Annotated in this window: 18 protein-coding genes, 1 tRNA gene, 1 pseudogene and 1 riboswitch; of the genes and pseudogenes, 10 read left to right on the top strand and 10 right to left on the bottom strand. The window is 70.0% G+C overall.

Translation table 11 applies throughout. The features are described from left to right. Nucleotides 1-548 precede the first annotated feature (548 nt). Together MFF40_RS00005 and MFF40_RS00010 are read right to left on the bottom strand one after the other, a co-directional pair. A tRNA-Gly gene (locus MFF40_RS00005) sits at nucleotides 549-623 on the bottom strand. 191 nt (nucleotides 624-814) lie between these two features. Then, the gene (locus MFF40_RS00010; protein ID WP_147853446.1) at nucleotides 815-1,150 is read right to left on the bottom strand and encodes a flagellar protein FlaG; all 336 of its coding nucleotides are present in this window, start codon (nucleotides 1,148-1,150) and stop codon (nucleotides 815-817) included. A gap of 239 nt (nucleotides 1,151-1,389) precedes the next feature. Between MFF40_RS00010 and MFF40_RS00015 the strand changes: the two genes are divergently transcribed. After that, the gene (locus tag MFF40_RS00015) at nucleotides 1,390-1,923 is read left to right on the top strand and encodes a TY-Chap domain-containing protein (protein ID WP_147898563.1); all 534 of its coding nucleotides are present in this window, start codon (nucleotides 1,390-1,392) and stop codon (nucleotides 1,921-1,923) included. A gap of 22 nt (nucleotides 1,924-1,945) precedes the next feature. Here MFF40_RS00015 and thiC read toward each other — a convergent pair whose 3' ends face one another. After that, nucleotides 1,946-3,832: a phosphomethylpyrimidine synthase ThiC gene (thiC, locus tag MFF40_RS00020; RefSeq protein WP_147857230.1), complete on the bottom strand. Its 1,887-nt coding sequence runs from the start codon at nucleotides 3,830-3,832 to the stop codon at nucleotides 1,946-1,948. A gap of 74 nt (nucleotides 3,833-3,906) precedes the next feature. Beyond that, a riboswitch (TPP riboswitch) is annotated at nucleotides 3,907-4,012 on the bottom strand. Nucleotides 4,013-4,213: 201 nt separating this feature from the next. Between thiC and MFF40_RS00025 the strand changes: the two genes are divergently transcribed. The 3 genes from MFF40_RS00025 (at nucleotide 4,214) to MFF40_RS00035 (ending at nucleotide 6,623) form a co-directional block, all read left to right on the top strand. Further along, nucleotides 4,214-5,053 (top strand): alpha/beta hydrolase, encoded by an 840-nt coding sequence (locus tag MFF40_RS00025; protein WP_238259305.1) that lies wholly within the window; start codon nucleotides 4,214-4,216, stop codon nucleotides 5,051-5,053. Between the two features lie 22 nt (nucleotides 5,054-5,075). Continuing rightward, entirely contained in the window at nucleotides 5,076-5,450 is a 375-nt protein-coding gene (locus MFF40_RS00030) for an HNH endonuclease family protein (RefSeq protein WP_147898560.1), read from the top strand. A gap of 105 nt (nucleotides 5,451-5,555) precedes the next feature. Continuing rightward, nucleotides 5,556-6,623 carry an acyltransferase family protein gene (locus MFF40_RS00035; protein ID WP_238259308.1) on the top strand — a complete coding sequence of 356 codons (1,068 nt, stop codon included), beginning with the start codon at nucleotides 5,556-5,558 and terminating at the stop codon, nucleotides 6,621-6,623. 10 nt (nucleotides 6,624-6,633) lie between these two features. Here MFF40_RS00035 and MFF40_RS00040 read toward each other — a convergent pair whose 3' ends face one another. Next, nucleotides 6,634-6,879 (bottom strand): pilus assembly protein PilZ, encoded by a 246-nt coding sequence (locus MFF40_RS00040; protein WP_147857463.1) that lies wholly within the window; start codon nucleotides 6,877-6,879, stop codon nucleotides 6,634-6,636. A 442-nt stretch (nucleotides 6,880-7,321) separates the two neighbouring features. On the opposite strand from MFF40_RS00040, the gene MFF40_RS00045 reads away from it, so the two are divergent. Further along, entirely contained in the window at nucleotides 7,322-7,669 is a 348-nt protein-coding gene (locus MFF40_RS00045) for an ATP-dependent helicase (RefSeq protein ID WP_238259310.1), read from the top strand. Nucleotides 7,670-7,813: 144 nt separating this feature from the next. After that, complete coding sequence (locus MFF40_RS00050) at nucleotides 7,814-9,988, top strand: transglycosylase domain-containing protein (RefSeq protein ID WP_238259311.1); 2,175 nt, start codon at nucleotides 7,814-7,816, stop codon at nucleotides 9,986-9,988. Between the two features lie 11 nt (nucleotides 9,989-9,999). On the opposite strand, the gene MFF40_RS00055 is transcribed toward MFF40_RS00050, so the two are convergent. Beyond that, nucleotides 10,000-10,446, bottom strand: coding sequence for a DMT family transporter (locus tag MFF40_RS00055; protein ID WP_147856661.1), 447 nt, complete (start codon nucleotides 10,444-10,446; stop codon nucleotides 10,000-10,002). 101 nt (nucleotides 10,447-10,547) lie between these two features. Further along, nucleotides 10,548-11,387: an aldo/keto reductase gene (locus tag MFF40_RS00060; RefSeq protein WP_147856660.1), complete on the bottom strand. Its 840-nt coding sequence runs from the start codon at nucleotides 11,385-11,387 to the stop codon at nucleotides 10,548-10,550. Between the two features lie 264 nt (nucleotides 11,388-11,651). On the opposite strand from MFF40_RS00060, the pseudogene MFF40_RS00065 reads away from it, so the two are divergent. From MFF40_RS00065 to MFF40_RS00075, 3 genes and pseudogenes are all read left to right on the top strand, one after another. Further along, nucleotides 11,652-12,729: pseudogene (locus tag MFF40_RS00065) on the top strand (adenylate/guanylate cyclase domain-containing protein). Then, on the top strand, nucleotides 12,729-12,932 hold the full coding sequence (locus MFF40_RS00070; RefSeq protein ID WP_147898556.1) for a hypothetical protein: 204 nt from the start codon (nucleotides 12,729-12,731) through the stop codon (nucleotides 12,930-12,932). The pseudogene MFF40_RS00065 and the gene MFF40_RS00070 overlap by 1 nt, the downstream one beginning before the upstream one ends. Further along, complete coding sequence (locus tag MFF40_RS00075) at nucleotides 12,929-13,402, top strand: YaiI/YqxD family protein (protein ID WP_147898555.1); 474 nt, start codon at nucleotides 12,929-12,931, stop codon at nucleotides 13,400-13,402. Before MFF40_RS00070 ends, MFF40_RS00075 begins: the two co-directional genes overlap by 4 nt. Nucleotides 13,403-13,452: 50 nt before the next feature. On the opposite strand, the gene MFF40_RS00080 is transcribed toward MFF40_RS00075, so the two are convergent. The 4 genes from MFF40_RS00080 to MFF40_RS00095 form a co-directional block, all read right to left on the bottom strand. Continuing rightward, the gene (locus MFF40_RS00080; RefSeq protein ID WP_238259312.1) at nucleotides 13,453-14,028 is read right to left on the bottom strand and encodes a cyclase dehydrase; all 576 of its coding nucleotides are present in this window, start codon (nucleotides 14,026-14,028) and stop codon (nucleotides 13,453-13,455) included. Further along, a complete protein-coding gene (locus tag MFF40_RS00085) occupies nucleotides 14,025-15,197 on the bottom strand; it encodes a zinc-dependent alcohol dehydrogenase (RefSeq protein WP_238259314.1) in 1,173 nt (390 codons plus the stop codon). Before MFF40_RS00085 ends, MFF40_RS00080 begins: the two co-directional genes overlap by 4 nt. A gap of 134 nt (nucleotides 15,198-15,331) precedes the next feature. Next, complete coding sequence (locus tag MFF40_RS00090; RefSeq protein ID WP_147898552.1) at nucleotides 15,332-16,189, bottom strand: manganese catalase family protein; 858 nt, start codon at nucleotides 16,187-16,189, stop codon at nucleotides 15,332-15,334. Nucleotides 16,190-16,606: 417 nt separating this feature from the next. After that, nucleotides 16,607-16,960 (bottom strand): ArsR/SmtB family transcription factor, encoded by a 354-nt coding sequence (locus MFF40_RS00095; RefSeq protein WP_147854714.1) that lies wholly within the window; start codon nucleotides 16,958-16,960, stop codon nucleotides 16,607-16,609. 107 nt (nucleotides 16,961-17,067) lie between these two features. Here MFF40_RS00095 and MFF40_RS00100 point away from each other — a divergent pair, with 107 nt between their 5' ends. After that, nucleotides 17,068-17,814, top strand: a complete 747-nt coding sequence (locus MFF40_RS00100) for a glucose 1-dehydrogenase (RefSeq protein ID WP_147854715.1) — start codon at nucleotides 17,068-17,070, stop codon at nucleotides 17,812-17,814. Nucleotides 17,815-18,028: the final 214 nt, after the last annotated feature.

Below are 18,028 nucleotides of genomic sequence, written 5' to 3' on the forward strand. Positions count from 1 at the left end.
CAGGACCACGCCGCAAAGGGCGCCTTCACGGTCAGGTTCTGAACAGCCCGGGGCGGGCCTGTCGCACAGGATCGGTCCCCTGGGACCGGTCCGCCCTGACGTATGAATTTCGAGCCGACCCTGGACGGAACCGATGGCTTGGCGACCGGAACCCGACGAGATCGTGCGATGCTGCCTCACGGGACCGTTGGGGTGTCACCGGGGTAGAGCGTCACCGCGTCGGTCAAGGCGATCCGCAGGTCCGTGGGTCGGCCCCATGCCCAATCGGTCTCCGACCGGCGCGAGCGGATCGAGGCCTGCGCACCGGGACAGGCCTGGGACACGGCTTTCACAGCCGGGGCGCTCACCGAGCCCGCAAGCCCGACCGAAACCGCATCCGGTCAGCCACAGCCCCCACACGGATCTCGACGACGCAGAGCTATTCGCGGCTCGGAAATCACGGACGGAAACGAGCCTGAAGCCGACCCACCGGGCCGCGAAGACAGGTTTTTACCAATCCTCGGGAAACCAAGCGGGGTACGTGCGTACAACGGTCTTGGAAAGTTAGTTGGAGCGGGCGATCGGGATCGAACCGACGACATTCAGCTTGGGAAGCTGACGTTCTACCACTGAACTACGCCCGCGGACACGGCCGGCGCGGTGGTGTCGCGCCCACGAGGCCGGGGCCTCGCGGGTGCTCCGTGCGCCCGTGTACGAGAGCGATCTAGCAGCCCGCCGACGAGTCCGTCAAACGGGGTTTTTCCAGTTTCCGTAAGGCCGCATGTCCGCAGGTCGGACCGCGCCCAGTAAAGCTGCCTCGGCTTGAGCGGGTGGCTCAAGCTATCCGGGACAGGTTCCCCGCGGCGGCGTGCGATTCGCGGGCGGCGTCGTAGGCCCGGTTGCGCAGGGCCGTCTCGCTGGGCAGCTGCTCGACGACGTTGCCGGACCGGGAATCGACCACCTGGAACACGATCGAGCTCGTGTCCGGATCCTGGATGTAGCGCGCCTTGTCGCCGGTTGGGGTGATGTCGAGCTTGACCGCCGGCTCCAGCGGGGCGGTGGCGGCCTGCGCCGGGGTGGTGACCTGGGTGGCGGCCGGGGCGGCCGACGCCGCGAGCGATTCGAGACCCTGCGGCCCCGGCGTCGTCGCGTTGAGCGGACGGATATCCATGGCTGATCTCCTGCGATCCTGTGATCGAGGGATTCAGCGGTTCCGCCGCCTAAGCGTCCGTTAACGGACGCCCCCGGCGCAGGGGATGGTTGCGGGCCAGCCCGAGTCGCGATGAAGATCCCGTTACCGGAACGGCATCATTTTGCGATTCGTCCGGTCCTTGGTCCCGCGTGCCGCGCGGGTGGGGCGATCCGTGCCGCTGTTGCGCCACGGGGCACGGCACGCGTCCGGAGGTATCCATGCGCTGGACCCGAATGGCGATGGCGTTCCTGGTTGCGGCGTCTGCCGAGGCACCAGCGGGCAGCGTGCAGGCGCGACCAGGTTTATCACTCCGGGAGGCGTTCATCCGGCAGCATCGCTGCGCGGTCGTGGCGCGCCTCGACGCGATCCATCGGCGCGGACCCGTCGAAACGTCGCGCGATCGCTTCATCGTCGTGGCGCTGCGCGATCGGCCGATGCACTACGTCCAGTGCATCTTCCAGCCCTTCGACACCGCGATGCTGTGCGAAGCCTCGTCGGGCGCCTACGGGAAAACGGGTTTTCGGCTCCAGGCGCAATCCCAGGCCGCCCTCCGGGCCCTTCAGTATGACCAAGCCGACGGAGGAGCGAATTTCTCGCGCACCGTCATCCTCGGAGATCCTCCCGATGTCGGCATCGCCGCCGAACTGATGCTCGCGGTGCTCTACGATGCCTACGGGGCCGAGCCGGACTCGGCGATCGCGATCACGGCGCCGCGCGGCGGCGGCGCCGGATGCGGCACGCCCACGTCCTGAGCGGACGGGGCGTGCCGGCTCCTCACTCGGCCGCGTCGACGTAGAGCTTGCCGCCCTCGGCCAGGAACTCTTCCGATTTTGCCCGCATGCCGGCCTCGGCCTCGGCCTTGGACATCGCGGGTGCGGCGCCCACGACCGCGCCGGCCTCCTCCATCGCCAGCACCTCGGCGCGCAGGTCCTGCGTGATCTTCATCGAGCAGAACTTCGGCCCGCACATCGAGCAGAAATGCGCGACCTTGTGGGCGTCCTTGGGCAGGGTCTCGTCGTGGTAGCGGCGGGCCGTATCCGGATCGAGGCCCAGGTTGAACTGGTCCTCCCAGCGGAAGTCGAACCGGGCGCGGCTGAGCGCGTCGTCGCGCAGCTGGGCGGCCGGGTGGCCCTTGGCGAGGTCGGCGGCGTGGGCGGCGATCTTGTAGGTGATCACCCCGGTCTTCACGTCGTCGCGGTCCGGCAGCCCGAGGTGCTCCTTCGGGGTGACGTAGCAGAGCATCGCGGTGCCGAACCAGCCGATCATCGCGGCGCCGATGCCCGAGGTGATGTGGTCGTAGCCTGGGGCGATGTCGGTGGTCAGTGGGCCGAGGGTGTAGAACGGCGCCTCGCCGCATTCCCGCAGCTGCTTCTCCATGTTTACCTTGATCTTGTGCATCGGCACGTGGCCGGGGCCCTCGATCATCACCTGGCAGCCCTTGTCCCAGGCGATCTTGGTCAGTTCGCCCAGCGTCTCCAGCTCGCCGAACTGCGCGGCGTCATTGGCGTCGGCGATCGAGCCCGGGCGCAGACCGTCGCCCAGCGAGAACGACACGTCGTAGGCCCGCATGATGTCGCAGATCTCGTCGAAATGCTCGTACAGGAACGATTCCCGGTGCCCGGCCAGGCACCAGCGCGCCATGATCGAGCCGCCGCGGGAGACGATGCCGGTGACCCGCCGGGCGGTCAGCGGCACGTAGGCCAGCCGGACGCCGGCATGGATGGTGAAGTAGTCGATGCCCTGCTCGGCCTGCTCGATCAGCGTGTCCTTGAAGACCTCCCAGTCGAGCTTGAGCGGATCGCCGCCGACCTTCTCGAGCGCCTGGTAGATCGGCACCGTCCCGATCGGCACCGGGCTGTTGCGGATGATCCACGAGCGGATGTTGTGGATGTTGCGGCCGGTGGACAGGTCCATGACCGTGTCGGCGCCCCAGCGGATCGACCAGACCAGCTTTTCCACCTCCAACGCGGCCGACGACGTGACCGCCGAGTTGCCGATGTTGGCGTTGATCTTGACCAGAAAATTCCGGCCGATCGCCATCGGCTCCAGCTCGGTGTGGTTGATGTTGGCCGGGATGATCGCCCGGCCGCGGGCGATCTCGTCGCGCACGAATTCCGGGGTGATGAACGGCGGCACCGACGCACCGAAGCTCTCGCCGTCTGCGAGCGTGGCCTCGGCGCCCGCGAGCATCGCGTCGCGGCAGGCGTTCTCGCGGTGGGCGACGTAGATCATCTCCTCGGTGATGATCCCGGCTCGGGCGAACTCGTACTGCGTCACCATCTGGCCGGGGGCCGCCATGCGGATCGTCCGGGTGGCGGGGCAGGGCGCCACGAGCTTGTCGCCTGCGAAGCCGTTATCCTCCGGCTTCACCGCGCGGGGCTCCACCGCGGTGTAGCCGCGCGCCGCGATCCAGGGCTCGCGCACGCCGGGCAGGCCGGCGGTGAGGTCGATGCGGGCGTCGGTCTCGGTGTAGGGACCCGACGGATCGTAGACCCGCACCGGCTCCTCTTTCGGATCGGACAGGGCGATCTCGCGATACGGCACCCGGATGTCCGGCCGGCCGACCGGGTTCGCGTAGACCTTGCGCGACCCGGTGACCGGACCCGTGGTCACGGTCTCGGGGCTGCCTTTCACGTCCTTGGGCAGAACGGGTGCGTTCATCGTGGGCCTCTCCTCGTGTTGGAGCGCTCCGGACCACGCGATGGCTGAGATGAGATCCGGCCGCACGCACGCGGGCAGCCGCAGGTTCCCGTCCCTCCGCCGGTATGAGCCGGATCAGGTTCAAGGGTCAGGGCAGCATGCCCAATCTCAGCCCCCTTCAGGGCCCCCCTCGGAACGGTTCAAGACTCGGCCCCGGGGATGGGTTTGTCAATGCTGCGGCGAGGCGAGCGGATAAGAGGCCGGTGTTGTCCGGCGGGAGAAGCTCCGGTCGCCCAAAGCCGAGAGCCCTGTGTAGGGGCAGGGCCGCCCAACCACTCATCAAAGCCGCCCTGGGCCAAACAAACTTGGCTACGATGCCCATCTTTGAACCTTCAAGGAACGATGCGCATCCTGCTCCTGCTGCTGGCCGCCGTGGCGGTGCTGTACCTGGCTTGGCTCGTCGCCCTCGCGCTGTTCCAGCGGCGGCTGATCTACCCGGGCGCCGCCTGGAACGGGCAGCCCGCACGTATCCGGGTCGCCCCGCCCGGGACCGAAGAAGTCACTCTGGCGACGGAGGACGGCGAGCGGCTGTTCGCCCTGTGGCGGTCGCCGCGTCCCGGCTGCGGCATCGTGATCAGCTTCCACGGCAACGGCTCCCGGCCCGAGCCGCACGCGGACCGTTTCGCGGCCGATCCGTGGCGCGCGGCCGGCTGGGGCCTGCTGGCGCCGGCCTATCGCGGCTATCCGGGCTCGACGGGCACGCCGAGCGAGCACGGCCTGATCCGCGAGGGGCTCGCGGCGGTCGCGGCCGCGCGTACCCGGGCCCCGGGGGCGCCGATCCTGCTGCATGGCCATTCCTTGGGGACCGCGGTGGCGGTCGCGATCGCCGGGCAAGTCGAGGCGATCGGGCTCTACCTTGAGGCACCATTCGATTCGCTGACCCATGCCGTGCGTCTGCATGTCCCGCTGGCACCGTCCTGGCTCCTGCGCGACACCTATCGCTCGGACCTGCGCATCCGCGGCGGGTCCGCGCCGATCCTGATCGTCCAGGGCTCCGACGACCCGGTGGTGCCGGCCAAGCTCGCTTGGGCGCTCGCCACGGCGGCGGGTCCCCGGGCGCAGTTCGCGCTGGTGCCGGGGGACCACGTGTCGATCGTCGGGGCCCGGGACCGCGAGGCCGAGGCGCTGTTCCGGCTGTTCGTCGGGCCGGCCTGCGGGACGGCGGATCAGGCTGTGCCCTGAAGCGGGCGGGAGGAAACACGGTTTGGTCGGACGCCGCTCCCGGCGCTGGAATGCCGACGATCCGGAGATGCCCGGAGCGGTTGCCCGGGCGGATCCGGTCTGCCCGCTCTGCGGTCGGCCGATCCCGCCCCGCGCCCGCTCCAGCCTGCACCACCTGACCCCGAAGCTGAAGGGCGGGACCCACCAGGGCACGGTGCGGCTGCACCAGATCTGCCATTCGGCGATCCATGCCCGCTACAGCGAGGCCGAGATCGCCCGGCGGCTCGCCGACGTGGACGCGCTGCGGGACGATCCCGAGATCGCGCGGTTCCTGGCCTGGATCCGCGGCAAGCCCGACGATTTCCATGCCGCCACGCGGATGACCCGCGACCGCCGCGCGGGCAAGCGCCGGGATTGAGGCCGCCGTTTACCCGGCGCTCAGGACATCCGCAGGTTCCGCCCCACGGCCGGCAAGCCTGTCAACCTTGTCGATCCACATTGGCCCCGGTCTGGGAGCTGATCGATGGGCGGGGCAGGGGACGCGGACGGCCGGCTGGCCTGGGTCGATATCGCCAAGGGGATCTGCATCCTCCTGGTGGTGATGATGCATTCCGTCATCGGCACCGGCACGGCCCTGGGCGGCGAGGGGTTCCTGCACCCGGTGGTGGCCTTCGCCAAGCCGTTCCGGATCCCGGATTTCTTCCTGCTGTCCGGCCTGTTCCTGGGTCGGGTGATCGACCGGGACTGGCGCCTGTTCGCCGACCGCCGGGTCCTGCACTTCGCGTATTTCTACGGGCTCTGGCTGGTGATCCAGTCGGCGGCCCGCTACGGCGGCATCGTCGGGGAGGCCGGGCCGGGCGCGTTCGCCGCCCACCTCGCCCACGCGTTGGTCGAGCCCTATTCGAGCCTGTGGTTCGTCTACCTGCTGGCGGTTTTTTCCGTGGTGACCAAGGCCTTGCGCCGGTGTCCGGGGGCACTGCTGCTGGCTGGCGCGGCCCTGCTGCAGGTCGCCGACATCCGCAGCGACGCGACCCTCATCGAGGAGTTCTGCGGCCGCTACGTCTACTTCGTGGCGGGCTACCTGTTCGCCGGCCGGATCTTCGCCCTTGCCGACGCTGCCCGTCGGCATGTCGGCCCCGCGCTGTGCGGCCTCGCCGCCTGGGCCGTCGTGGAGGGATGGCTGGCGCTGACGCCCGCCGGCGATCCGGCCTATCCCACCCTTGCCAGCCTGCCCCTCGTGAGCCTCGTCCTCGGGGCGGCCGGCGCCCTGGCGATCGTAGTCGTGGCCGCGCTGATCGAGCGGGTGGGAGGCGTCGTCGCCGAAGCTCTCCGGACCTGCGGGCAGCGCTCGATCGTGATCTATCTCGCCTTCTTGCTGCCCATGGCCGCGACCCGGGAGACCTTGGTCCGCACCGGCCTCGTGAACGATATCGGGCTCGCGGGGCTGATCGTGATGGCGGCGGCGCTGCTGGTGCCGCTGGCGCTGGAGCGGCTGGTGCGGAACACGCCGCTCGCCCTGCTGTTCGTGCGCCCGGCCTGGTTCCGGCTGGCGGATGGGCCGCGCTCGCGCCGGTCCCTGGCGGCCACGTGAGGCCGGCGGCTCACCCCTCGAACGCGATGCCGATCCGGCGGCTGCGGCGCCACGCCACGGCGGCCGGCCGCGGGTCGGCCCCGTCCGTCAGACGAAGCGGGAAGCGGTCCGGCACGGCCTGGTCGTCCTCGACCTCGATCTGCGCGCCGGTCTCGGTGGCGTCCCAGACGAGGCAGCCGACTTCGCCGCAGGCGAGCAGCAGGGTACCGAACGTGAAGGCGTTCTTGCGGAATGCCCCGCGGCGATCCTCCGTCATCGCACCTTCCCTCCGGTCCCGGCCCGCGACTCCCGGGCGCGCGGAGTGAACAATGCGGCAGGGCGGTTAACAGGCCCGATAGCGCGCGGAGACTGCTATCCCTGGCTGAAACTCAATACGCGTTTGTATCATGCCGGTCGATGCGCCGCCGCTGCGGCCTCGCCAGGATAAAGCCGACCCTGACACAACCGGGTCACGGCAATCCTGCAACGCACGGCGTCGATCCCGGCTTGGCCGACGGTCGCGGCCTCGATATCCCGGGGCGGTGCCTTCCAGCCGGCGCCCCGCATCGGTAAGGCGAGCCTCACCGACGGTCCGCCCTTCGACGCCTTCGCAGGTCGGGGCCGAATTTTCATGACAAGGATCGGGCGCGTGCCGGGTTGATTACCGGGCGACGGTGCGCCGGGAGGACTCAATGCGGGATGCGTCGGCGCAGGAGCTCATGATCCTCAGCGCGCTGCAGGAATGCCGGATCCAGCTGGAGACCGCGCGCCGGGACGAAGCGAGCCGGGCCGCCGTCCGGCTCGAACTCGACGCGGCCCTGCGGCGCGAGGAGGCACTGAAGACCGAGATCGTCCACGAGCGGGAGCGCACCGAGGCCGTGCGGGTCGTCTTGCTGGCGCTTACGGCCAGCATCGGCCGGTTCGGCCTGCGCCGGAAGCTGTTCACGGCGCGCATCGCCCGTCTCGGCCGCGAGACGCCGGATTCCGGCCCGCAATCGGTCCGGCACTCGGTGCTCCTCGCCGAGGCCCGGCGGGTGCTGGGCCAGGATCCGACGGCGGCCGGTTGAAGACAACGGAGCACCCGCGCCCCGAGGGTGGGTTGCTGAACGGAACGCTAACGACCCCTTAAACCGCCGCATTTAGCGTGCCGTAACCGGGCTACGCCGCAACGCACGCGCGCGCTGGTTTCGGATCGTTCGAAGACGGGATGCATGGCCAAGGGTCGGGGCAGGATGGAGCCGAATTTCGACGTGCCCGAAGGGCGCGTCCGGGATCGCGGCGAACTCGACCTGCGCCTGTCCCGGGAAGACCGGGCCGGGACAGGGGAACGCGTGGGCAAGCGAGCGGACGACACGGCGCGGGCTCCGGCCAAGACGGCGCCACGCCGGACCCAAAAGAAGTCCGGCCGGCGCCGGCGCTCGTGGCTCAGCCGGATCGCCTACGGCAGCGTGGTGCTCGGCCTGTGGGCGGTGATCGGCGTCGCCGGCCTCATCGCCTACCATGCCTCGCAGCTGCCGCCGATCGACCAGCTCGCGGTGCCCAAGCGCCCGCCCAACATCGCCATCCTGGCGAGCGACGGCTCGCTGCTGGCCAACCGGGGTGAGACCGGCGGCCGGGTGGTCTCGATCAAGGAGCTGCCGCCCTACCTGCCCCGGGCCTTCGTGGCGATCGAGGACCGGCGGTTCTACCAGCATTTCGGCGTCGACCCGGTCGGCATCCTCCGGGCGATCGGCCAGAACCTGACGCGCCGCGGCGTCGCGCAGGGCGGCTCGACGCTGACCCAGCAGCTCGCCAAGAACCTGTTCCTGACCCCCGAGCGCTCGGCCTCGCGAAAGATCCAGGAGGCGATCCTCGCCCTGTGGCTGGAGCACAAGTACAGCAAGGACGAGATCCTCGAACTGTACCTGAACCGGGTCTATTTCGGCGCCGGCGCCTACGGCGTCGAGGCCGCGGCGCAGCGCTACTTCGGCAAGCCCGCCAAGGAGGTGTCGCTGGCCCAGGCCGCGATGCTCGGCGGCCTCGTGCAGGCGCCCTCGCGGCTCGCCCCCAACCGCAACCTGCCCGCCGCCCAGGCCCGCGCCGCCCAGGTGCTGGCCGCCATGCAGGAACTCGGCTTCGTCCCGGCGCAGGACGCCAAGGTGGCGCTCGCCCAGCCGGCCCGGCCCGCCAACGCCCGCGGCGGCGGCTCGGCCAACTACGTGGCCGACCTCGTGATGGACGTGCTCGACGATTACGTCGGCAAGTTCGACACCGACATCACGGTCCAGACCACCGTCGACACCGGCCTGCAGGGGCTCGCCGAGAAGGCGCTCACCGACGAGCTGAACGCCAAGGGCACGCGGTTCAACGTCGGCCAGGGCGCCCTGGTCTCGATGCGGCCCGATGGGGCGATCCGTGCGCTGATCGGCGGGCGCGACTACGCGCAGAGCCAGTTCAACCGGGCGACCACCGCCAAGCGGCAACCCGGCTCCTCGTTCAAGCCGTTCGTCTACCTCGCCGCCGTGGAGCACGGGGCGACGCCCGAGACCGTCAAGGACGACGCGCCGATCCGGATCGGCACCTGGGCGCCCGAGAACTACTCGCACCGCTACGAGGGCCCGGTCACCCTGCGCATGGCGCTGGCGCACTCGCTCAACACGGTGGCGGTGCGGCTCGGCCAGGAGGTCGGCCCGAAGACGGTGGTGCAGACGGCGCAGCGCCTCGGCATCACCTCGCCGCTCCAGGCCAACGGCTCGATCGCGCTCGGCACCTCCGAGGTGACCCTGCTGGAGATGGTCGGCGCCTACGGGGCCTTCGCCAACGGCGGCACCGGCGTGATCCCCTACGTGGTCACCTCCGTGAAGAGCGCCGCCGGCAAGATGCTGTACAAGCGTTCCGACAACGGCCTCGGCCGGGTCATCGACGCCAACGCCGACGGCATGATGAACGCGATGATGCACGAGACCTTCGTGTCGGGCACCGCCAAGAAAGCCGACATCCCGGGCTGGGAGCTCGCGGGCAAGACCGGCACCACCCAGGATTTCCGGGACGCCTGGTTCATCGGCTACTCGGGTACCCTCGTCACCGGGATCTGGCTCGGCAACGACGACGGCGAGCTGACCAAGAAGGTCACCGGCGGCAACCTGCCGGCGGAGATCTGGAAGACCTACATGACCCAGGCGCTGAAGGGCCAGAACCCGGTTCCGCTGCCGGGCCTGAACCGCTGGCGCAAGCCGCCGCCCGAGACCACGGCCTCCGTGGCGAGCGCGGCGCCGAGCGGCCCGACCGACATCCTCGGCCAGATTTTTGGGGATCCGGCCGCGCCTCGCCAGCAGGCCCCCGCGCGCCGGGCGGCCCCGAAGGACGACCGAAACTTCGTCGAGAAGCTGTTCGGGATCGGCGAGTAAGCCGGTCCGGCTCAGCGCCGGATCAGGACCACGCCGCCGATCAGCAGCGCGACGCCGAGCGCCCGCGGCAGGTCGATCGGCCGCTGGGCGAGGCCGAGCCAGCCATAATGGTCGAAGATCACCGAGGCCAGCATCTGGCCGGTGACCAGGAGCGCCAGAAAAGTTCCGGCCCCGAGCTGCGGGACCAGAACGATGCCGAGGCCGATGAAGATCGCCCCGAACATGCCGCCGCTCCACGCCCACCAGGGGATCCGCGCCAGAACCCCGGCGGACGGGATCGGGTCGCGGGCCACGAGGGCGAAGACGATCATGCAGGCCACCCCGGCCGTGAAGCTCACGACGCCCGACAGCGCCGACGAGTTGAGGGCCGTGCGCAGGTTCGCGTTCAGCGCCTGCTGGATGACGATGCTGACGCCCGCCGTGAGGGCGAGCGCCGAGGGCAGAAGCAGTTTCAGCATGACGGTCGGGGGCTTTCGGACGGCGTGCGCGTGACGGCCGCGGTACAGCGATTCCGCGCCCCCCGCCACACGCCTCGACGGAATCCCGCTACCCCCGCCGCTCACAGCATCGGCAGCATCCGGGGCCGCGGCCCGCGGGGGAAATGCGCGTCGATCATGGCGATCTCGGCTGGGCCGAGATGCAGGTCCGCGGCGCCCGCGTTCTCGATCGCCCGCGCCGGCCGGCCGGTCTTGGGGATCGTGAAGGTCGCCGGCAACCGGGTCAGGAAGGCCAGGGCCACCGCGTAGGGCGTCGTGCCGTGGGCGCTGGCGATGCCGTCGAGCACGCGGCCGCCGGCGCTGGCGGGGTCGGGGAACTCGCCGCTGCCGAACGGCGAGTAGCCGACCATCGCGACGCCGTGCTTCTCGCACCACGGCAGCACCGCGTGCTCGATCGCCCGCTCGTTGAGGTGGTACAGAACCTGGTTGCAGGCGATCCGGTCCGGCCCGGCGATGGCCAGCACCCGGTCGAGGTCGTCCACGTCGAAGTTGCTCAAGCCCCAGGACAGGATCTTGCCGGCCCGGCGCAGGTCTTCGAACCCCGCGATCGTCTCGGCCAGGGGATGCTGGCCGGGCCAGTGCAGCAGGTAGCTGTCGAGCCGGTCGGTCCTCAGCCGCCGCAGGGAGGCCTCGCAGGCCCGCACGACGCCGCGGCGCGTGGCGTTGCCCGGGACCACCTTCGAGACCAAGAACACCTCCTCGCGGCAATCCACGATCGCCTCGGCCACGATCGCCTCGGCGTCGCCGTACATCTCGGCGGTATCGATATGCGTCATGCCGGCATCGATGCCGGCCCGCAGGGCGCGCACGGCGTCGGCCCTGTCCGAGCCGTCGATGTGCCACGTGCCCTGGCCGATGACCGGCACCGAGACGCGCGTCGCCCCGAAGCTTCTGGCGTACATGGCAGCGCTCCCTTCCGGCCGCGCGGGGTCTCGTTCTGATCGTCCGACCGACCCGACCGAGCCGGTCCGCGGACCCCGCTGCGCCTTACTCGCGCCATCTTGGGGGGATGAGCAATGGGCCGTCGCCGCTCCGGTGTTGAACTTTAGGCCAGTGTCTCACACCGCGCTCAACGAGGCCGCCAGAGGGCCTGCCCGGTTGCCCGCGCGGGCCTGGAGCGCCCCGTGCGGTGGCGCCGCCGAGCCGACCCTGGGGGGGACGCGCTGATGCTGCCGGCTCACCGGATGTTCTGGTCGCTGATCCTCCTGGCCGCCGCCGGCGCCGGGCTGCTCTACAACGTCATCTTCGCCGATGCCGCCGCGCCGCTCGCCGGCTTCACCTACGGCCTGTGCATGGGCGCCACCGTGCTGGCCTTCGACCGCGGCCTGATCCTGGCCGGGTTGCAGGCCCGGATCCGGCGGCTCCCGGCCTGGCTCTACGTCATCGCGGCCGAGCTGGCCTACCGTGCTGATGATCGTGGCCGGCAACGCGCTGGGCGGCCTGATCGTGTGGAGCTTCGGCCTGACCGGCGACGAACTCGCGGTGGCGACCCGGATGACCGCCCGCGTCCTCGCCTACGCGCTGGCGGTGGCCGGCCTTCTGGTCTTCGTCATCCGCATGCGCGACCTCGTCGGTGGCGAGATCTTCGTGAACTTCATGATCGGCCGCTATCACAAGCCGGTGGCCGAGGAGCGGATCTTCCTGTTCCTCGACGTAGTCGGATCGACCGCCTTCGCGGAAGCGCACGGCGATCTGCGCGCGCAGGAATATCTCAGCGCGGTCTTCGCCACGCTGGCCGAGCCGGTGCGCCGCAACGGCGGGTCCGTGGACGACTATATCGGCGACCTCGCCATGGTGACCTGGCCGATGAGCCGCGGACTGAAGGACGCGCGCTGCGTCACCTGCGTGTTCGACGTCATCGACCGGATCGAGGCCGACGAGGCCGCGTGGACCGCCCGGTTCGGCACGGTGCCGAAGCTGCGCGCCGCGCTGCATGGCGGCTCGGTGGTCACCGCCGAAGTCGGCGTCGATCGCCACAAGATCGCGTATTTCGGCGACGCCGTGAACGTGACCTCGCGGATCGAGGCCCTGTGCCGGCCGCTCGGGGTCGGCATCCTGATCTCGCAGGATCTCCTGGGCCGGTTGCCGCGCCTGCCGGCGGGCGTGCGGGCGCGCTCGCTCGGCGCCCACGCCCTGCGCGGCCGCGGCGCACCGCTGTCGGTGGCGACGCTGGAGCGCGGTGACGAGGCCGGAACCGCGGTGACCGAGGAGCCGGCCCCGCGCAAGGTCGCGGCGATCCGCTGATGGCAGCAGCCCAGGCCAGACCCCGGACCGTCTTGGTTGTCGTCAAGATGGCCGTGCGCTTCGGCTTTCCGCTGCTCGGGCTGATCGTCATCGGCCGCGCGGTGGTGCTGTCGATCGGCGGCGATATCGAGCGCTGGCAGTTCGCCCTCGGGGCGCTCCTGATCCTGGCGGGCTTCACCTCCAAGCTGGTGCCCCAGCGATGAGCACTCCGGAAAACCGGCCGACGATCTATCTCGATGCCGATGCCTGCCCGGTGAAGGACGAGACCTACCGGGTGGCCGCGCGCTACGGCCTCACCGTCTACGTCGTCGCCAACAGCGTGCTCAACCTGCCGCGCGAGCCCTGGATCGTACGCGTCGTCGTCGGTTCCGCCCTCGACGCCGCCGACGACTGGATCGCGGAGCGGGCCGGGCGCGGCAGCATCGTGCTCACCGCCGACGTGCCGCTCGCCGCCCGCTGCGTGAAGGCCGGCGCCACGGTCCTGGCCTTTACCGGCAAGCCGTTCAGCGAGTCTTCGATCGGCATGGCGCTGGCCACCCGCGACCTGATGCAATCCCTGCGTGAGGCCGGCACGATCACGGGCGGTCCGGCGCCGTACTCCCGCGCCGACCGCTCGACGTTCCTCTCGGCCCTCGACCGGGCGGTGATGCGGATCCTGCGGGAACGGCCCTAATCCATGGTGCCGCATATCCGAGCCGGCGGCCACCCTTTCGGAACGATGCTTCAGCTCCCCGGCCCGACGCGCTCGCCCGACCACGGCCGCAGCGGCTCCGGGATGCGGAAATCCGCCGGCGGCTCGAAGTCGGAGGCGGCGCCACGCATGCTCCGGGCGCCACGCGGGAAGCCGCTCCGGTCGCCGTAATCGAAGGTCCCGGGGGGTGACAGGCGCTTCTGCCCGATCAGCCCTTGCGCACATAGGACGTCGAGGACCGTCACCCCCGCCACGGCGGCGGTCGCGGCGGCGAGGTTCGTGCGCTTCGGGTTGTCGCCTTCGAAGCCGGTCGCCAGCGTGGCGAGATCCAGCGCGTCGCCGCCGACGCGCCCGATGATCCAGGGCGTCGGATCGTGGCTCATGAGGATCGCGACGCCGGTGGCGACCTCACGGACGCCGTAGGCTTGCACCAACGATTCCCGGCCGCGCAGGCCGAGTGCCCGGCACAGGCCGCGCGGCGCCGTCAGCTCCAGGAGGCCGAGGCCGATCGAGAACCAGCCGAGCCCGCGCGCCAGCGCGTCGTGCCCGGTCTCGGGACCGCGCCCCGGTGCACCCCGGGTCGCCTGCGAATGCTGTCTGGCGCTCATGGCCGGATCACCACCTTGATGCAGCCGTCCTGCTTGTCGCGGAACACCCGATACATCTCCGGGCCGTCCTCCAGCCCGATGGTGTGGGTGATGACGAAGGACGGATCGATCTGCCCGGCCTCGATCCGCCGCAGCAGGTCCGGTGTCCACCTGTTGACGTGCGTCTGCCCGGTGCGGACCGTCAGGCCCTTGTTAATCAGCGCGCCGATGGGAAACTTGTCGATCAGGCCGCCATACACGCCCGGGACCGAGAGCACGCCGGCCGGACGGCAGACCATGATCATCTGGCGCAGCACGTGGGCCCGGTCGGTCTCGAGCATCATCGCCTGCTTGGCCCGGTCGTAGACCGCATCGACCGCGCCCATGGCATGGGCTTCGAGCCCGACGGCGTCGATGCACTTCTCCGGGCCCCTGCCGTCGGTCATGTCGTTCAGGCGGCCGACGATGTTGGATTCCGTGTTGTAGTCGATCACCTCGGCACCCCCGGCCTCGGCCATCCTCAGGCGCTCCGGAACGCGGTCGATCGCGATGACGCGTTTCGCGCCGAGCAGGATCGCCGAGCGGATTGCCATCTGGCCGACGGCGCCGCAGCCCCAGATCGCCACCGTGTCGGTCGGCTGGATGTCGCACTGGACCGCGCCCTGCCACCCGGTCGGGAAGACGTCGGACAGGAACAGGAGCTTTTCGTCGGAGATGCCGTCCGGCACCTTGATGTGCGTCGCGTCGGCATACGGCACGCGCAGGTACTCGGCCTGGCCGCCCGCGTAGCCGCCGGTGAGATGGGTGTAGCCGAACAGGCCGGCGGTGGTGTGCCCGAACGCGGTATCGCCGAGCGCCTTGTTGCGGTTGGAGCGCTCGCACACCGAAAAGTTGCCCCGCCGGCACTGGTCGCACTGGCCGCAGGTGATGGTGAACGGCACGACGATCCTGTCGCCGGCCTTCAGGGCCTTGTTGTCCTTGCCGACCTCGACGACTTCACCCATGGCTTCGTGGCCCAGGATGTCGCCCGACTTCATGCCCGGCATGAAGTGGTCGTAGAGGTGCAGGTCCGAGCCGCAGATCGCGCAGCTCGTCACCTTGATGATCGCATCGCGCCCGTCCTCAATCTCGGGGTCCGGGACCGTGTCGCAGCGGACGTCACGCGTGCCGTGCCAGACCAGTGCCTTCATGGGGGCGTTCTTCCCGCTTCTGTTCGTCGTCCGATCGTCGTCGGACCGGCCGGAACTCCGGAGTTTTTCTGTCCGCAGGCCCTGATTGTGCCCCGGGGCCGGACTCCGCGCCCCGGCCCTGGGGAGCTGAGCGATCAGCCGATCTGCTGGGACTGGGCGGCGCTGTCGGGCCGTGCCGGGCCGAGCACCGGCTCCTGACCCATCGGCTGGTTCTGGACGATGCTGTATTCGCCCTTGCCGTCGAGGGACGGGCCCTGGGTCCAGCGGCCTTCGGGCGGCGGCGAGCCGTCGGCCGAGGACGAGAAGTAGTTGTAGCTGAACTTCTGGTTCTCCTTCTCCTGCGGGAAGGAGTTCGGGATCGGCAGGGTGCCGGCATGGCCGCCCAGCTCCTCGATCACCGCCAGCCATTGCTGCTGGTGCATCGTGTCCCGGGCGATGAGGAAGCTCCACATGTCGCGCATGCCGGGATCGTTGGTCGCGTTGTACAGCCGCACGGCCAGCACCCGGCCGGTGCTCTCGGCGGCGACGTTGCAGTACATGTCGGCGGCGATGTTGCCGCTGGCGTAGACGTGGCTCATGTCGAAGGGCAGGCCGTCGGAATTGCCCGGGAAAGCCGCCATGCCGGCGGACAGCAGGGTCTTGTGCAGCATGCCCTCGGCGACGTGGCGCGGGTTCTCGCCGCCCATCACGGCGCCGACGATCGCGTCGGCGGCGCCCGCCTCCTGCACCTTGGTCGGGGCGGTCTCGAGGTTCATCGCCACCGCGGTGGCGAGCATCTCGATATGGCCCAGCTCCTCCGTGGCGGTGTTGAGCAGCATGTCGCGATACTTCGTGGTCGGCGCGCGATTGCCCCACGCCTGGAAGAAATACTGCATACAGACTCGGATCTCGCCTTCGATCCCGCCGATCGCCTGCTGAAGCATCCGTGCGTAGATCGGGTCCGGGCTATCGACCTTGACCGGGTATTGGAGGCGCTTGTCGAGGTAGTACATGCGGTTTGCTCCTCGCGCTGATGATGGGCGCCGGCTTTAGGCGCGCAAACTGGTGCGGGCTCGATACCGTCGGGGTATCCCGCCGCGCTATCCGATCAACCGCGTTTGGCGGGATCGGTTCAGTATTTCTTGCGATCAGGATGCGCTTTTTGCGCCGCCAATGACCATCTTGAAGAGCAGAAACCAAACGATGTTAGTTTTGCAGCCAATTGCCGCACTTAAGTCGGCGCGATAGACAAACATATGTTGCGCCATGCGCTCGGGTTGCCGTCGGCGCGGCGAACAAACGTGTGCGTGAGCCGGCAATGAGGCTGCGGCGAGCCTCGGCCGTTGCTGGCCGTCTGGGGGAGGGGATCTTGTCTACGGACCGACCCGGACGGGCGGCGCGGCCGGGTCGGCGGTCTTTGATGCGGAACGTTACGCGTCGGGCCCGCGCGCGTGTTTGCAGGCGTCCGACGCGTAGGCGTTGATGATCGCCGCCAGCAGGCCCGGAAACCGCGCCTCCACCTCGGCGCAGCGCGAGTGGTTGCGCATCTCCACCCCGTGGCGCTCGCTCCGGATCAGGCCGGCCTCGCGCAGCACCTTGAAGTGCGTGGACAGCGACGATTTCGGGATGACCCGATCGCCCAGCGCGGAGACGGCCGAGCAGGCCTCGACGCAACCCGTCCGCATGATCCGCGCGAAGATCGCCGCCCGGTTCGGATCGGACAGGGCGTGGAGGATCGCCTCCGGTTGGATGTCCTCGATGGCGGGGTGAAACAGCGGCCTCATGATTTTCGCATGTGGGGTCTTGATCCGCGCCTCGTTAGTTCCGAATTTCCGAACTATGGGACTGAGGTGGCCATACCGGCGCCGGTCCCGGGTCGAGGTTAGCACACATGTCGAAGCTCGAGGGCAAGGTCGCCGTGGTCACCGGCGCATCGAAGGGCATCGGAGCCGGGATCGCCAAGGCGCTGGCGCGGGAGGGCGCCGCGGTCGTGGTCAATTATGCGAGCAGCCGGGCGGATGCCGAGGCCGTGGCCGCGGCCATCACCGCGGAGGGCGGCAAGGCCGTCGCGGTGCAGGGCGACGTGTCCAAGGCTGGGCAGGCGCAGGGCCTGATCGCGGCGGCCGTGGAACAGTTCGGCCGGCTCGACGTGCTGGTCAACAATTCCGGCGTCTACGAATTCGCGACGCTGGAGGAGATCACGGAGGCGCATTACCGCCGGCTGTTCGACGTCAACGTGCTGGGCGTCCTGTTGACCAGCCAGGCCGCCGCGCCGCATCTCGGCGAGGGCGCGAGCATCATCAACATCTCGTCGGCCATCACCCACGTGCACACACCCGCCGCCGCGGCCTATGCCGGGACCAAGGGTGCGCTGAACGCGATCTCAGGCGTCCTGGCCAACGAGCTGGCGCCCCGCCGGATACGCGTGAACGTGGTCAGCCCGGGCTTCGTGGTGACCGAGGGCACGCACACGGCCGGCATCGTCGGCTCCGAGATGGAGGCCGGCTTCATCGCCCAGACGCCGCTCGGCCGCGCCGGACGTCCGGACGACATCGCCGGCGTGGTCACGTTCCTGGCCTCCGACGACGCCCGCTGGTTGACCGGCGAGGTGATCACCGCCAGCGGCGGAATCCGCTGACGCACTCCGCTACCCCGCGCGGTCGTCGGCTGCGGCGGCCGCGCGGGATCCTGAGCCGGTGATGCGCGGATCGCAGGCACGTGGCCGGGGAGCCAGTGCAGCGGAAGGATCGACCGGGACAGCGGCTCCTGAGGTTCGGGACAACGCGCAGGCCTCGGCGCACAGCCGAGACGGCCGCCAGTCCCAGGACAGCGCCCAGGCTTATCCGAGGGCG

It is taken from the genome of Methylobacterium mesophilicum (genome assembly GCF_022179445.1).
Lineage (GTDB): Bacteria > Pseudomonadota > Alphaproteobacteria > Rhizobiales > Beijerinckiaceae > Methylobacterium > Methylobacterium mesophilicum.